Origin of the sequence: Sphingobacterium sp. HSC-15S19, assembly GCF_050433745.1 — a bacterium.
Taxonomy (GTDB): Bacteria; Bacteroidota; Bacteroidia; order Sphingobacteriales; family Sphingobacteriaceae; genus Sphingobacterium; species Sphingobacterium siyangense.
The window spans coordinates 1-16,037 of sequence record NZ_JBNPWQ010000042.1 but is presented as its reverse complement, the minus strand read 5'-3'; the positions used below and the strand labels follow the sequence as shown (position 1 = coordinate 16,037).

Genomic DNA, 16,037 nt, shown 5'->3' with positions numbered 1-16,037 from the left:
GCGGGGAATTTTTTAACAAATTTTCAGTTTATGCAAAAATTAAAACAGTTCATTCTGGCACTTCCAGAGACAAACGGGAGGGCTGCTGGAGCAGTAGCCGGCTACAGCATTGATTATCTAACTATAATTGGAAGGGAGGTTTACTATGGCACAAAACTATAGAGAACTCACACGGCAGCTTCGGAACAGACTTGACCCAGAAAATCAGATCCTTGAAAAATCAATTAATGAAGAATTATCAAGTATCAGCTATTCGGACGTACTCGAATATGTCCGTTACGCAATGAACGGCGTAGAGCCTGCTTATACTCAACGTAGCAAAGAGGCGGGAGAAAGAGTGAAGACCCACCTTTATAATGGTGGAATAACCAGTGCTACTTTTCGTTATCAGGGATCAGTTATGACCGATACACATATCCGTGGATACAGCGATATAGATCTATTAGTTATTTCAGATTTATTTTACACTTTTGACAGTATTGGGGTAACCCAAGCTTTAAATGAAAGCGATTACTATCAGCCTTCCCAGCTTCAAAAGCTCCGTACTGAGAAGGAAGTGGGTAGCTATACCGGCAATGCACTCGATGATCTTCGCCGGTTACGGCTGGATAGTGAAGAAATCCTCCAGAGAAAATATATCGCCTGTGATATTTCTAAACCTAAATCCATTAAAATTGAGAATAGAGATCTAAAAAGGGAAGTTGATGTCGTTATTTCGAATTGGTATGATGATGTTACCTCGATCGTCAATGATAAAGGTACAAACAGAGGAATTCAGGTTTATAATAAAGAACTTCATCAAAAAGGAAAAGTAGACTTTCCTTTTGTTAGTATTGACCGTATCAACGCAAGGAGCGCAGAAACGTTTGGTCGGCTTAAAAAAATGATACGCTTTCTTAAGAACCTGAAGGCAAAATCAGACCTGCAGATTGATCTATCAAGCTTTGATTTTAATGCAATATGTTATGATATTGATATTTCAGACTACCGCCATGCGGCTTTTTATGAACTTGTACCTGTGCTATATCAGCAGCTGACGAGACTGGCTAATAATACGAGTCTGGCAAACAATCTGTTATCTGTTGATGGGCGAGAATATATCTTTCGTGGTAAACCTGATAAGATGAAGAGTCTTCAGAATCTGCTCATTGAAATTAATGCTATTTTATTAGACCTAAAAAATGCGCGGCTATTATTATGAAAAAAAGAATATTTATAGGATCATCATCCGAACAGCTAACAACATTAAACGAGATTGTAGATCTTTTTGGGGATCGTATTGAATGTATCCCATGGACAGATGCTTTCGCTTTGAACAAAAGTGGACTGGACTCCCTGATCAAACAGACGAGGCTGGCAGATTTTTCAATTCTGATTGCAACAAAAGATGACCTTACCAAACAGCGCGGCGAATCTTTAACAAAACCACGCGACAATGTTATTTTTGAATTCGGGTTATTTTTGGGGGCTGCAGGACCGGAAAAATGTTACTTAATCGCAGAAGAAGATACAGACCTACCAACGGATCTCGATGGTATCACTGTCGCTAAATTTACACGTAACAATGGCCAGTACAATTCTCTTGATAAAATTGTTGAGTCCATAGTGGCTCAGGTGGAAAGGGTCGCCGAAACGAGTCAGCTGGGCCTATTGCCATCAACGGCATTGGCAATAGGTTATTATAATAGTTTTATCAAGCGTGTGTGTGAGGAAATTCACAGCTCTGAGTGTATTGAACTTGAGGGGAAGAAAATGAAAGTTAAAAGTTTCAAGATCGATGTTATCATTCCGGAAACCCTCGACGATAATGGTGTAGGGAGTTTTACAACGCTTTACAATAAGCGTTATGGGCTGAGTAAGGCAACAACATGTACCAATCCTGCTGTATTAGGCACTAGAGGTTATCCTTTCCATTTTAAGGTTGATCCTCCGGATGCTGATCAGGAAAGTCCCTTAGATATTCATCTATCGGATATTCCTTCGACCCTGAGTACTATTGTTGAAAGCCTGAAGCTGTACCTACCATCAAACCAGATCGGACAGGATTTTGATATGGATTATCTTGAAATGCGGGAACTGGAAAATTTCGCAAAAGCGCTGAAATATCTTATTGGCAGAAATGCAGCGACCAAAGGCTATGTGAATGTTGTGACAAATGTCAAATTGTAAACTAAACCAAGATAATTATATGAATATTATAATCACTTATGATATAAAAAGAAATCATACCGAGATAAAAGATGAACTTAAACGTTTGGGCTATAAGGATACAATAAGTGGAGTAAGTCTTAACGATCGAACTCCGGTTGATCAAAAGCTACCAAACACAACTTTGATAAAGTACAATGCATCAAATACATTAGATGTCATGAATTTTGTTGTTGGTGTAATCAATGAACACAACGGTGGGCTGGACAATATATTTTGTGCCGAATTGGCTGTAGATTTTAACTGGAACGGTAGATAATCCCCTATTTGTTTTTTAGCTTAGGACCCTGGTAAGAAAATTTAGATTTTGTACCGGGGTCACTTTTAATTAAACCTGAGATTCAGAATCAGATGTCCAGTTATTTTCATAGAAAATTTTATGGGAGAATTTATGTTTTGAAAACTCCCTGGAAAAAAGTAATTTGACACGGTTTTTCAAAACACCCTATTTAAATTTATGAGCGGCCGTCAATTTGACGGCTTCGCTTGTTAATAGGCTGGTTAAAAGCTCTAATAAGCTATTCTCCAGTTTCTAAATTTATTTTAACATAGCCGGAGATCAAAAAATCCAATTAACTAACTAAAGTATACAAAACACACCCAGTATTGTTGATAATCAACAAGAAATTAAAGTATTTGGTTTGTTTTTACCTACCTGTGATCCAATCCATATCCTGAACTTTACTATAGCTGACAACGACGATAAAATATAAGCCAGTTGTTCAATTTTTGCCATAGGTCATTTTCTGCCTATCGATAGGTACGTTTCTGCCTAACGGTGGTTTGCGAATAGCTTTAATTTAGCATTATAAATCTTTTGTCTGTAGACTCCCAAGTTTAGGGAGCAAGACATTATAAAAGCAAGGTTATGAAAACAGGAAAGATAATAAAAGTTACTGCTCAGTACAGCTTTATATTGCTGTGGGGGATCACTGTCGCGCTGAAACTCTCGGGCTGGGAGCAGACCAAAAGTGAGCTGGCACTGCAGTCATTTCCACAATGGTTGGAACGCAGCCTTTTGTGGGGCCTTCCAGCTCTGTATATAGTCCTGATCCTACTGCTGCTCTATAAAGCAACTGTACAGCTCGGGGTCAGACTATCGACCATCGTGATGACTATTTTTACATTGTATCTACTGGTCGGCGTGTCTGGGGTACTCGGTTACACGCCCTGTGCCTGTGCAGGCATCTGGCCGACAAATAATCACTGGCTGCATATCGCACTCAATACTCTGTTTATCCTATTAGGTTTAATATACTGGATATCGGACCATAAAAGCCACACGGAAAAAGACGTCATTTCCGGGGTTGGCAGAAAGGAGGATACGGTCTTATCATAACACGACTGAACGTGCAGGGTAAAGGTTCCCCTGCCATCATCTGCGAACTACCCCAAAACCGGGACCTTATGAAGGTATAGGGGCAGGCCATGCAATGGGCCTGATGAAATCAGCGCATGCTAATCCTTAAATTTTTTGTTATGAAATCATTACTTAAAAATTTGAACTTCGGCGCACTAGTGGTCTTGGCGTCGGTTGTGACACTTACTGTTTCATGGAAGAACCATGAAAGTAAAAAGGCAACCCCAACCTGGTATCAGGTGAGCCTGATCAACCCTGCAGGGGGAAATATTGCGACCAATCAGAAGATTGACGGTTTATATCCGGGTGGCGCACCGAGCGGTAGCTGCAACACTTCGCCGGGAGCTACCTGTGCTGTTCAGCTGAGCGACGCCCTTGATCCGACTGATATGCCCGCGACAGTCAAGGAAGCGAACGATGACGGTTTCACTTCCCAAGCTTTCCGCCAGCATCAATAGTACCTATTAACTAATTAAAATTCATCAAACCGGTTCATATCCAAAAAAGGGAGGCAAATTTGCCTCCCTTTCCTATCTTTGGTTCTGCTCAATTCCATTTGCATCAATTTCTGACTGCGGAATTGGCCAGACCCATTTTTTACTATTTGGCGCCAACGAGTATTTTATACCATCTAAAATCCTGGTAAAAGAGACCGGATATCTCCCTTCTTGGTTCAGCCTTCGGGCATCTTCCCATCTTATACCGCGCATGTATAATTCCTTTCTTCTTTCAGTCAGAACATAGGTTAATATATCGGACACATCGGAAAGTTTAAGTTCATGATATGCGTCAGCGTCAGTTCGGTGTTTTCTAAGTAGGTTGATGTCATCTAAAGCCTGCTGATCCATACCCGAGCGGGCCCGACATTCTGCACGGATCAGTAACATTTCCTCTACGCTGAGTCCTGTAAAGGATTCATTCGCCCCATAACCACAGTATGAACCGGTATATGCCTGGGTGCCATCGGGCCGTTTGAAGAAGTAAATTTTTTTCCTGAGATCATGCTGGTCAAGAGAACGAGAAAACATGGTGTCTGCGGTTCTTCTTGTAGCTCCCAATACACCACCGACAGCTGCAGCCGAGTAGAAAATGATAGCCGGATTATTTTTGCCATAAGGCGCAAAATAGCTTCCATAGATATCAGTGACTGACCCCGTCAGCTTATTATAATCTATCAGCACCTTTTTCTTTTGTAAAACAATATCTGCATATCGGAGTGCCATATCAAACTTTCCCTGCTGGAGATAAACCTTTGCCAAAAGTGCCTGCACTGCGGTGGTGCCCGGCATATAGGGGTTGGTATCGTCTACTATTGGAATATTCTCTGCTTCCGTCAGGTCATTGATTATCTGGTCGTAAACCTCTTTCAATGATGAGCGGTCATATCTGACTGAAACATCATAATCTAGTCGCAGGGGTAAACCTGGATCCTGTGCAACAGTTGGTTCATTATATGGACTGCAGAACAGCTGGGCTAGCTGATAAAAATTCCATGCCCGGTGAAAGCGGGCGGCCACCCTTGCCCTGTCCCTGTCAGCGGTCTCACCCTGACCGGCTGGGGCAGACTCAACATCCAGGGCGAGATTGGCGTACATGATCCTTTCATATGCTAAATCCCAGTCCTTGATATTTCGCTGGTTTCCATAGGGATTGTCCTGCCAGGTATAGGCATACTGATGGAATGGTGTATACTGTGAGCCCGCAACAAGGTCTGCGGAATTTTTGACATAATATTCGTCGGCTCCAAGATAGGCCAGATCGCTTGAAGTATAATACATGTTATCCCTACTCAGGATCGCCAGATAATCCTTAGCAGTCTTGGGCACAACCTGATTGGATGTCCGCTTCGCATCCAGAAAATCTTTTCCGCAGCCTGTCAAAATAATGGCAAGGCAAAAAATCAAATAGTTTCTTAAATCTTTCATAGTTTCCTTATCAAAAGTCCAACCTCAGCCCAAAAGCAAAACTTTTTGGCGCAACATAATCTGCATTAGGATAATCAGGATCTATACCGTAATGGTTAGCTTTCCAGATTATCCCCAGGTTCCGGGCATATGCATAGAACTGCATATTCTTAAACACCGATTTTGGTAACATGGATGCAGGGAAATCATAGGAAAAGCTGAGATCCTGGAGCCTCAGATGATTGCCGCTGGTCACAAAATTTTCATACTGTTCAAACATGCTGTACATATTGTCTGAAGGGTTAGGCGATGTTGCCGGTATGTCTGTCCAGCGTTCGTCCCCCGGATTTTGCCATCGTTTTAGATAATCCATATGATACTGCAACCTATATTCTCCGTCGGGAACAGTTGTCGAACGTCTGAATACATGCCCCATTTTCCATGAAATAAGAAAAGACAGGCTCATTTTCTTCCATCTGATCTCATTCCGTAAGGAGCCGTAAGCGGTCGGAACGGTGACGCCTGCGCCAATCAGATCTCCTGGCGAAAGACTGTTATAATATTCCACTCCGTTCCGGGCACGTTGTCCATCTATAAACATGAGCACTGTACCATCTTCAGGATCGAGCGAATATTTAGGTAAGGCATATAAAATATCTTTGCTTTTACCGACTACGGGAAAAGAAGGTGGAAGCAGATAATTGTATAATCCTATATTATTATTTGCTGAATATCGGGTGACTTCATTATGGACGATATTAAAAAGAAGCATACTGTTCCAGTTAAAAGCCCCACGGATATTTCGGCTGCTGATCTGTAAGTCCATTCCTTTTGTTTTCAGGTTCGCATAGTTGACAAGATTCGAGCTTTCAGCAAAGCTTTCCGGATAAATTCCGCTACTGGGTGGAAGTACGCTTGCTCCGATCAGGTCGTTTGCATTTTTTACGTAATAATCGGCGCTTACCGAAATGCGATTATCTAGCAATCGTGTATCCAGCCCCAGGTTAAATGTTTTTACCTGTTCCCAGCGCAGGGATGGATTTCCGATACTTCGCACAATCGCCTGTGGAAGCCCGGTGTTTTCATTGGTTGCAGCATGTTCAATAGTTGGAAGGGAACTTACATTTTTATTGACATTTCCTGCGACTCCATAAGTTGCTCTCAGGCGTAGATAATCCATGGCAGGCAATCTGAACCAGGGTTCTTTGGTAAGCTCCCAGCTTCCGCCCACGGACCATAATGGCGTTCCTTTCTGGTTGGTTTTTACTCCGAACAGATTTGACCCGTCCCATCGGAGTGAACCGGACAGAATATATCTGGCTTTATAGGTGTAGCTCGCATTTCCAAAATAGGACAGGTAACGGTCTGTAAGCTGCTGTTTTGCAGAAGGAGGGGCAAGTAGTCTTGACCTGCCGCTGGGCCGTGTCTTATAATTTTCGGTATAGTTGTAATTATTATCCCCGATCATCAGATCGGGATCATAATTGTAGAGCGTATAGCCCGGGTCGGTAAGCTGTATCATTTCCCTGATCTCAGCACCTGCCAGTGCCGTTATCTCATGTTCTTCGCTAAATTTCTGTGAATAGTCCAGCTGTGCGCGTGCGGAATGGCTCCGCGAAAAGGTGGACGGCAGCTCGCGGAATACTCCGCCATAGGGGATAATCCGTGTGCCGTCGGCCTGTGTGAAGCGGTTGACGATATTGCGCGCGTAATAGCTGTCTTTATCATACTCGGCTGTACTGGATGAGCTTCCCCTTATGTATTGATAAGTAGCGTTGATGTTGAAATGCCGGAGAAAATCGTACCTCAACCCAAGGTTTGCCCTGAGCTCGTCGCTGTTTCCCCGTCTGTCCATAAGACCTCGCTCTTCCAGTGGGCGATATTGCCAGTCAAGTAAGCCGTTAGTCGCTGCCTGGTCCACATAAGGCTGTCTGTACTCTTTAATGACAGATGCAGGATTTCCGTTTTCATCAAATAAGCGGGTGTAAGGAGAAAGACCAATATTGGTGGCATTTCCCCTGAGATCGTCCAATGTGATCTGATTGTTCTGATTCGCCTGTCTGCTGTACCAAAGTGCTGTGGACAGTTCCAGATGGGGAAATGGCCTGAAGGTGTTTTGTAGGTTGAGATTTATTCGGTCATTGAAGGCTCCAACTTCGCTGGAGCGATTTTTGTCATATCCGCCCGAGACATAATAGGTAAAACTATCACCACCTCCACGTGCATTAAGCGCATACTGCTGGTATATGGCGGGCTGGTAAAGATACTTCATCGCTTCTTGACGAACCTCTGTATTTTTTAAAATAGCTTCTTGCCGCGCAAATTCTTCGGGGCTGAGTGTTCCCTCATTCCGTGCGATCAGCATTTCCACATACGCTGGAAAAGCAGTCTGCTGTGCATTTTCCAGATAATACCCTCCTTTTTCGTATTTCTCTTTTTCAATCGCCATGACAGTCTCAGAGGGTAGACGGTTCCGGCTGTACATCAGGTCGGGTTTTTGGCCAATAGTTACATTGCTATTGATGGAAAGCTGCCCTTTCTGTCCATATTGTCCTTTTTTTGTTGTGATCACGATCACACCATTTCCCGCGCGTGCTCCCCATATAGATGCTGCGGCACCGTCTTTCAGGATCGTGATGTTATCAATATCATTGGGATTTATGGAGCTGATATCACCGTCATAGGGAAAGTTGTCGACAACAATGAGCGGGCTCGCATCCGACTGTATGGTCGCCAGTCCTCTTACTCGGATGTCGGATGCTTTGGTGCCATTTGGTGTGATAAACTGAACTCCGGGAGTGACGCCGTCGAGCCGCTGGAGGATATTGCCACCCACCGAACGGTTCAGCAGTTTATTGTCAACGACTGTAAAAGATCCCGTAGCCCTTTCTTTTGGGATACTGTAAAATCCGGTATTGACAACCTGTACCTCCTCAATAGTATGGCTACTTTTCTGTAGAACAATAGATATGTTGCCATTGGCTGAGGTAACCGCTATTCTCTGCGTGTTATACCCCATAAAGCTGATGGTCAGGCTGTCCGGTAGCTCCATTTTACCAAAAGAAAAGAAGCCGTTTTTGTCTGTCTTTGCCGAAATACCTGACCTCTTTAGTGCCAGTGTGGCACCGTGCAGGGGAGCACTGTTTTCATCCCTTACGTGGCCCGAAACCTGTGCTTCTACAGTTAGAATGGACAGAATAAATAGGATCGTAATAATAATTCGTTCTTTCATATCTCCTCTCTGTTAAAATGGTGATTTCCACATATACTTCTCGGGAATGGCGGTAATTTCCCCTGTATCCATTTTTTCGAGGATGGGCTCGATATTGGTTGCCGCATCGGTAATACCGACCAAGATTCCGTCTTTTATCCATGCCGAGGGGCCCGTAACCGGTGTGCCGCAGAAATAGGCATTTAGCAGGTATACCTCGGGGCCTATAAGCTGTGGCGAAGTCCAGTCCCTTTTTCTGGCGGTGAGTTCAGCTTTATAATCATAGTCAAGCATGAGACCGACAGACTGAACATGATCGCCATACTTTGGCTGTAGCTGCTTCCATTTGTCCATCGAAGCGAGACAGGGAGCACACCAGGTTGCCCAAAAGTCAAGAACGAGCATCCTGCCCGCAGAGAGTTCCCTTAGCGTGACACTGTCCCTGCCGTATCTATCGCCAGCTATGCGTATAGGTAGATCAATAATATCGTCTGGTACCTTTTGTCCTATTTTAAGCGGAGGTATCCGGTCCATCTTCACATTATATTCAAACAAGGGATATTTGGCCAGGTTGGCATCAGGGTTAAAATGTAGTATCTGCCCCCGGATATCATCCTTATCAGTGGTTGTAACGAAATAAGGGATAGTCTCCCGTGTTATCTTCGTGGTAGTCTGCCCGGCATCAGCCCGTGTTTCCACGGACTGTGCTGAGCATAAACTAAACATAGAAACGAAAATTGCCGTGAGCATCTTTAACAGGTTGTTCCCCCTGTAAAGGCGTGTTTTTAGGATATCTTTTAGTAGTAATAGTATAAGTGTGATCATAATAGGGTCTGTTTGTGGTCGAAAAAATCAGGGTATGGTTTGCCCGTTACGCTGATAGCGTTCATTTCTTCGATGAAAATTGGTCTGTTTTTTTTAGGGCTATAAAATAGCCGCTCCCAGCCCTTGGAAAATTTATGACGGATTCGGTCGGGACAAAGAGGGAGCGGTATAGGGTTATCTCACCTGATTATTCGGGGGGACAAGCTAATTTTTGAAGCAGTTGCTTTTTGCTAGAGAAAAAAACAAGATAAGCGCTATTGGTGCCATTCTTTGATGGCATACAATAATGCTTATCTTGTATTCTTGTTGTTCTCATCAGTTCTTATTTCTAAGAACTCTCGAAAAGCTAAAAGTGGGTTGACTACTTGCCTTCCTTTTGCATCTGAGGCTTTGGCGAAACCTTTACTCACTACTCTCAGGGAAGTAATTTTCAATGTATAACCCGAAGATTATATTGCAATGCATGGTCTAAGCAAGCGTCAACCCTACCCTGAGAAAAGATTTCTCAAAGATAGGAAAATTGACGCAGTACTCACACTCGCATTGCAAATCGCCAAATTCAGATACGAGAGTTCGTTAACTTCAATTGATCCAATCTTATTGATTTAATTCTATTTTACTCCATTAAAATCAATAAAAAAATAGTTTTACAAACACTTTATATTACAAATATAAATAAAAATCAATATAAATCAACTTATTTTCAATTTTATTATCAACATAAAGCCTGCGTATCTTTATATCAATTGAGATAATATTTTTTGTGAGAAAAAAGAATAGCAGAGTAACTGATAAAGAATATATAGGGAGAGGATTAGCTTTATATATCGCAGTGTCGTTGAGTACAGATACGAATGAGAGTATCGCTCAAAGAGCTGGGTATAAATCTAATACATTGTATAATCATTTTAAAAAGGAATTTTTATCCGATTCAATCATGGTAAAATATGGGAAGGCTATACCTCATGATTTCTCCATTGATTTCCCTGAATTGGCACCCTATTTCCGGTCCAATCCAGTTGGAGGTGAGAAGAGTTATACAGAGTTGAAATTACAGTTTGAAGGAGTTCAACAGAAATATACTAATCTGCTTGAAAGTCATAATGAATTGTTAAGAGCGCATACAATTTGTAGAGAGGAATTATCTGAAGCAAATCGAACAATAGAAGAGTTGAAAAAAGAGATTCGGTCTTTAAAGACTAATTAGACAATATCTTCATTTCAAGAAATTTAAAATTGAGAACTTGGTCTCTATCTCTCGGGGTGGGGGCCTTTTTTCTTTACTGGCATTAGCCTGTCTGATAAGTGCTTTACTAATTTATCTGCTTACATGCCTAATAACAAAGTTACCTATTATTGGACTAGCTTATTGGCTATCTAGGCATCTGTTCTTCACATGCTCAATATGAATCCTTATGCTAGGTTTACTTTAGATTTCGCCCAAAATATTATTTATGCTTACTATCCTCCCTCAATCCAAAAAGTGACACCAATTTAGCCACAGTCCACTTCCGCCTTCTAATAGTTGGTATTATACCCAAATTTTATTAACTTAATGAGTATTTATATCACACCAAAAGTGAAAATAAGCTATCTGCTTGTCAGATAAAAAGAAATGCGTATGAGTAGATCCAGCCACAGAAAAACCAATTTTGGCCAAAAAGAACAGGCCCGCCGGCAGGTGTTTTACCATCGTTTACGCATTATCTGTGAGAAAATGGTCGGTATCGGATATTTCGAACTACTGCCAGAAAGTAGCCTCCGTCTTTTATACCTATACCGTTATCCCGATATTAGGGTGATACCCCACGGCAAACGTGTCCTGAATGCCGAAGAGCTGAGAAGCTATAAACAGACTCTGGCTGAGCTGCTCAGTGGTCAACATATCGAGACCTTATTGGGCGAGAAGATTTCCTATGCCCGTTTTCTGACCGATGCATTGGTACTCCTGCATTATATCCAGTATAGGGTCGGTGGCAGGATAAAAGGGTTTTCCAGATTAAGGGAAGTTTTCGCACCCTATTTTACCACTACCGAATGGTTCGCCGAGCAGCGGATGAAGATTATCCAGATCATGAGCCTCAATGACCTGCAGCTCTATGATTTTTATAAAGGTACTGTACGGTTCAGTTTTGACCGGATGGCGGTTGAACAGTTCGGCGGGACAAACGAAATCCATGTGCACAGGCTGTCCCATTCCACCGCCCTGCAGGATGTTGACGGAAAGAAGAGAACGGTTGTCCGCATGGGAGTGCCCTCAGCGACCAAAGTAGATGAGTTTGACTGGATCTCCATCAGACCGAGCCAGCTGGGATTAATCAATGTCGACGATGATATCGCCCTACCAATATACGCCCAGCAGCATGCACTTGAACGTTTCGAAGAGCGGGCAGTTTTTTGGCGGGGTTATGTGCAGGCCTATATTGGATATGTCATACGGGAAGGCACGGCTAAAACCATTGTAAAAAAGGATTATGTACTGCTGGAATGTTATCTTGCTACCTACAAAGTGGGCTACTTTATCATCTCGCTCCAGCGGGACAAGTGGCTGATCCGGACTTTTCTCTTCCTGACCAATTCGGGAACACCGGAGGGCAATAAGCTGGAAGAAATGACCAAGCTCAAACTGCTGGACAAAAAACACCTTATGATCGACTGCATGGATGCTTTTCTGCTTTATGATATTTCAGGGGATAAAGGTCTCCGAAAACTCTTTAATAAAGCCGGCTGCGGGTCACTGATGCAATATGCCGACCAGATCAATAAATATGGTAAAGAGCGGCTCAAGAGCCCCGATTTTATATACCGCTATATGTCACAGTTGAAGTAAAAAGAATTAATGAACCTGTCTGAAATACTATAAGGAAGCCTTATCAATGTTGATTTCCTCTAGGCACATTATTTCACCCAAAATAATACAATGAATAATATGGCAATACTGTACCGGGAAAAACAAAAAATTACCAGCTCTTTATTCTGGATCATCCAGATTGGTTTAAACATTCTATTTGTCGCGGGATTTATAGTCCAGGTTGTATTGGGGCAGCCTTTTGGCAATGTTCCTGCCGGTAATATTCTTTTTATTGCAGGTGCCCCGTTGTCAGTCCTGTTTACCGTTTATTTTCTTCTGATCAAAATGGAATTACGGATCACATCCAGGGAGATTCAATTTCGGTTCTTTCCGTTATACCCGCATTTCGTGATTATACCATGGTACGCGATAAAAGAAGCTTATCTGGTGGAACATAAACGGACAAAATTCTATCGGATCTATGGCTTGGATCTGCTCCGTAACAGAAACTATTTTGTTCTCCAGGGGCGATATAGTTTAAGAGTTATCCTAAAAAGTGGAAAGATTCTTTATCTGGGACAAAAAAAACAAAAGAGTTAAATCACATTTTAGCTGATTTTTCGGATTGTTTGAGTGTCACAGATGATGTATAAAATTGAAGAATTAAGAACTTGGGCCAAATAGGTTGGGACAATCGATACTATTGTCATCGCTAAGGCAACCAAAAGGTAAGATGTCTCAGTTGGGGCAGGAGTGTAAACAGATGAAAATAACAAAAAACGATCCGTTCGATTAATTTATAGAGATACGAAAACTAAAAATAAACTATGTTTAATCGTTCTATGCGTAATACGCAGTTTTCTGCCAAAACCCTGTAACAGTGATGAGGTTTATCCGTATGCCGATACAAGCTCTAGTTCAAATTGGATTTGAGGAATGTTATCAAGGGTTCATAATATTTTGGCTTTTTAGTGACACCGACATCATCATTGTAAACTCCGTCGTTATTCACGCTCGCAGAACGAATTTTTTGTTTAAGGTTGGCCTGAATATATATCCGTGTACCTTTATCTTTGTTTTCTCGTAAAAGGAGATTGTATTCGAGAATCTCTACCTTTAGCTTTGTAAAAACTTTGCTGTCATCCTTAACGATTTTACATTGTATAAGCCCCGAGCCTTTATCCGCCGAAAGGACAAAATAATCGCTCGAAAGAAAAAGCTGTAATACGTTCTCAAAAGTCGTTTTCGGATCGGTTGAAGGCAGGTCGACAAAGTGGTTTTCGGTTTGGGCACTACAAATTCCTATTCCAATCAATAGGATAAATACTAATGATTTTAATTTTTTCATGCTTTAAGTTATTAATAAGTTGGTAGCACCAACTTAACCTGTGAAATTGAGCAAATAAACCTAATATACGATTTATTTGGTCTATTTGACATTTTTATATGTTGGGGCGTCTATCTTTTTTATTGTTTTCCCTCTATCGGTCTTGATCATGGTCAGCTTTATAAAAATAACATTCCCTATTCATCCATTTTCGATTGTTACTCTGAAATAGCTTATTACTGTTCTGATAAATACATATTTACTCCCCCCTTGTTGCCCGATGGTCGGGACACACCATTCCATCCTCACCGCTTAGGCCACCAAAAACCAAGACGGCACAATTGGGTCAAGGGCGCAAGCGATGGATGCGTGCGTAGGGGCGTTTAATATACCCTTGACCTTTGTGCCATCTTGGGTAAATTTGCAGAAGCGGTGAAGATGAATATCCATATTGCCAGCAATATGTAACCGTAGATATGTGTCTATATCTTTTACTGTATATAAGTTTTTGGTTATATTCAGTAAACTATATATCTATCCTACATTTGCCGAAAAAATGAAGCGTGATAGCTTGGGGAAAGCCGAAATAATGATCCAGCAGATAATTTTTGTATCATGCTGGATCATTGTTCTATCCACTTCCATAATTAATTGAATAGCGTTTTTATCTCCGCAGGCCCCTTTTTTTCTTCTTTCGTTTTCTTCTTCTTTCTTCCTCATCAGTGACCGTTCCCTGACCGCCAAACTCCTGAACAGGATCAAGAAGCATATCCAGGAGTCCAAGGCCATTTGTGGCAAATGAGGATAATATATCCCCAAGTACGGTAGGTCTGTCCTGAGCGGGCTTAGCAAGTAGCCTATCTGTCCAGCCATCTTCCATTTTTGGGATAGCCCCTCTTTCCAGGAGCCTGTCAAAGGTATGAAGCCTTGCCTTCTGCTCCGCATTGCCATTCTTCATGATATTCGCATACTGCAAGGTTTCTTTCAGTTTTCGGTCAAAACCAAACATCCTGTCAAATACAGTTTCCCCGCACTGCTTAAAGGCCATCTGGTCAAACTGTCCCAGCTTTTTGGAATGTTCCACATTCCTGCCCCGGGACCTGTTCTGTGGACTCAGTTTGATACGATTGGTGATGTCTTTTCGGCTGACAATGACCTGAATGTGCATCTGTGGACCTTCCTTTCGTTGCCCCGCTTTTCTCGTGCCATTCTTGACCTCACGATCTTTATGGCTATAGTACCGGTAGTTTTCAAGTTTGGCGAACCACAACAGATCTTTGTTGTTTTCTATTCCCGGGCGTTTAAAATTACGCGCATATTCATCCATGATCCGTGCAGCATATTCCTTTAATTTTTCTTTTGCACCATCCTCACCATAAGTAGCCAGCAGGAAATCGATCTCCTTTCTGCTGGGACAGATATTGAGCAGGAAGAACTTACTGTCCTGCCTGCCCAGTTTGGCAATATTGCCATCAATCCCGATGCGCACCTCATGGGGTTTAATATCGTTCCGCTCTCCATTGAACCAGTGTTCCTGTTTTTTATTATCGGTCAAACGGTTTTCTTTTTCCAGATAGCCGACAAGATCGCCACAACTTCCTTGATTGTTTCCTGTTTCGGAATCCGTGATATTGATATACATAACGGCTAAAGTTTATCCAGTGCTTCCCTGACCTGCCTTGCCAGTTCTTCTTTCTTTGTGGTAGATATCGGCCAGCCCAGTGTTTCCCGCTGGGCGATGTAATGTTCAAGGATCCTCCTGAAACCATCCTTTAATTCCTGTCTTTGGGTAATCCCCAGAAATATCTTTTTAAGGACTTTATCCAGACTCCCGAGATATTCCGTATTTGCCTTTAGAAATTCGGACGATTTCTGCTGTTCATCGGAAATCAGATCAATTAGACCGGATTGCTGTTTGGTGACAGCACCAAGTTCGTCCAGCATGGAATACAGGGGAACCAATAGATCGGTCTCCTGTTTTCGGATAAAGGAAAGGATACGGTTTACCCCACTGGAGAGTTCTTTTTTCAGGACTTCATCATTCAGATCAGCAGGGTCTTTCTTGCTCCTGTAAAAATAATCAACCATCTCCATCACCAATTGCCGCTTGGTCCTGCCCAGTTTACGGGAGAGCAGTGCCAGACGGCCATCCACTTCCACTGGGAAGCGGACTGACCGTATATTCTCATCTGATCTAGCCATTACTGTCGGGATTATCGTCAATGATAAACCGGAACTTGCTAGCTTTTGTCGGATGCCAGGAGGGTATGTAATCCACATATCCATAAAGGATGAGATCAGAAAGACATTTGTGATTGTCTCGTCCTGAAAAAACTTTACAGATTTAACCATTAGTCCTAAATAGATCTTACAGCATTTTTTGGTAATCCTGAAAATCCTTTACAATTATA

General features: G+C 42.2%; 15 protein-coding genes. 9 read left to right on the top strand and 6 right to left on the bottom strand.

The window, feature by feature from the left end:
• The first annotated feature begins 30 nt into the window (after nt 1-30).
• From L1283_RS24545 to L1283_RS24520, 6 genes are all read left to right on the top strand, one after another.
• Entirely contained in the window at nt 31-162 is a 132-nt protein-coding gene (locus L1283_RS24545) for a hypothetical protein (protein WP_256603932.1), read from the top strand.
• Complete coding sequence (locus L1283_RS24540; protein WP_112375212.1) at nt 146-1,201, top strand: hypothetical protein; 1,056 nt, start codon at nt 146-148, stop codon at nt 1,199-1,201. The genes L1283_RS24545 and L1283_RS24540 overlap by 17 nt, the downstream gene beginning before the upstream one ends.
• On the top strand, nt 1,198-2,169 hold the full coding sequence (locus L1283_RS24535; protein WP_204990884.1) for an STING domain-containing protein: 972 nt from the start codon (nt 1,198-1,200) through the stop codon (nt 2,167-2,169). Before L1283_RS24540 ends, L1283_RS24535 begins: the two co-directional genes overlap by 4 nt.
• Nucleotides 2,170-2,188: 19 nt before the next feature.
• On the top strand, nt 2,189-2,467 hold the full coding sequence (locus L1283_RS24530) for a hypothetical protein (protein WP_112375215.1): 279 nt from the start codon (nt 2,189-2,191) through the stop codon (nt 2,465-2,467).
• A gap of 609 nt (nt 2,468-3,076) precedes the next feature.
• Nucleotides 3,077-3,547 (top strand): MauE/DoxX family redox-associated membrane protein, encoded by a 471-nt coding sequence (locus tag L1283_RS24525; RefSeq protein WP_429626540.1) that lies wholly within the window; start codon nt 3,077-3,079, stop codon nt 3,545-3,547.
• Between the two features lie 179 nt (nt 3,548-3,726).
• Nucleotides 3,727-4,026, top strand: coding sequence for a hypothetical protein (locus L1283_RS24520; protein ID WP_146753083.1), 300 nt, complete (start codon nt 3,727-3,729; stop codon nt 4,024-4,026).
• Nucleotides 4,027-4,098: 72 nt separating this feature from the next.
• Here the strand turns inward: L1283_RS24520 and L1283_RS24515 are convergent, their stop codons facing one another.
• The 3 genes from L1283_RS24515 to L1283_RS24505 are packed head-to-tail and all read right to left on the bottom strand — an operon-like array spanning nt 4,099 to nt 9,508.
• Complete coding sequence (locus L1283_RS24515) at nt 4,099-5,493, bottom strand: RagB/SusD family nutrient uptake outer membrane protein (RefSeq protein ID WP_429626539.1); 1,395 nt, start codon at nt 5,491-5,493, stop codon at nt 4,099-4,101.
• Between the two features lie 10 nt (nt 5,494-5,503).
• Nucleotides 5,504-8,704 (bottom strand): SusC/RagA family TonB-linked outer membrane protein, encoded by a 3,201-nt coding sequence (locus L1283_RS24510; RefSeq protein ID WP_429626538.1) that lies wholly within the window; start codon nt 8,702-8,704, stop codon nt 5,504-5,506.
• Between the two features lie 12 nt (nt 8,705-8,716).
• Nucleotides 8,717-9,508: a TlpA family protein disulfide reductase gene (locus tag L1283_RS24505; RefSeq protein ID WP_112375221.1), complete on the bottom strand. Its 792-nt coding sequence runs from the start codon at nt 9,506-9,508 to the stop codon at nt 8,717-8,719.
• Nucleotides 9,509-10,271: 763 nt separating this feature from the next.
• Between L1283_RS24505 and L1283_RS24500 the strand changes: the two genes are divergently transcribed.
• From L1283_RS24500 to L1283_RS24490, 3 genes are all read left to right on the top strand, one after another.
• On the top strand, nt 10,272-10,715 hold the full coding sequence (locus tag L1283_RS24500; protein WP_112375222.1) for a hypothetical protein: 444 nt from the start codon (nt 10,272-10,274) through the stop codon (nt 10,713-10,715).
• 414 nt (nt 10,716-11,129) lie between these two features.
• Nucleotides 11,130-12,338 carry a hypothetical protein gene (locus L1283_RS24495; RefSeq protein WP_112375223.1) on the top strand — a complete coding sequence of 403 codons (1,209 nt, stop codon included), beginning with the start codon at nt 11,130-11,132 and terminating at the stop codon, nt 12,336-12,338.
• Between the two features lie 99 nt (nt 12,339-12,437).
• Nucleotides 12,438-12,899: a hypothetical protein gene (locus L1283_RS24490; RefSeq protein ID WP_429626537.1), complete on the top strand. Its 462-nt coding sequence runs from the start codon at nt 12,438-12,440 to the stop codon at nt 12,897-12,899.
• Between the two features lie 313 nt (nt 12,900-13,212).
• On the opposite strand, the gene L1283_RS24485 is transcribed toward L1283_RS24490, so the two are convergent.
• The 3 genes from L1283_RS24485 to L1283_RS24475 all read right to left on the bottom strand — a co-directional run bounded on the left by L1283_RS24485 (nt 13,213) and on the right by L1283_RS24475 (nt 15,828).
• Nucleotides 13,213-13,647, bottom strand: coding sequence for a hypothetical protein (locus tag L1283_RS24485; protein ID WP_429626536.1), 435 nt, complete (start codon nt 13,645-13,647; stop codon nt 13,213-13,215).
• Between the two features lie 643 nt (nt 13,648-14,290).
• Entirely contained in the window at nt 14,291-15,268 is a 978-nt protein-coding gene (locus L1283_RS24480) for a DUF5712 family protein (protein WP_112375226.1), read from the bottom strand.
• A gap of 5 nt (nt 15,269-15,273) precedes the next feature.
• Nucleotides 15,274-15,828, bottom strand: coding sequence for a BfmA/BtgA family mobilization protein (locus tag L1283_RS24475; RefSeq protein ID WP_112375227.1), 555 nt, complete (start codon nt 15,826-15,828; stop codon nt 15,274-15,276).
• Nucleotides 15,829-16,037 lie beyond the last annotated feature (209 nt).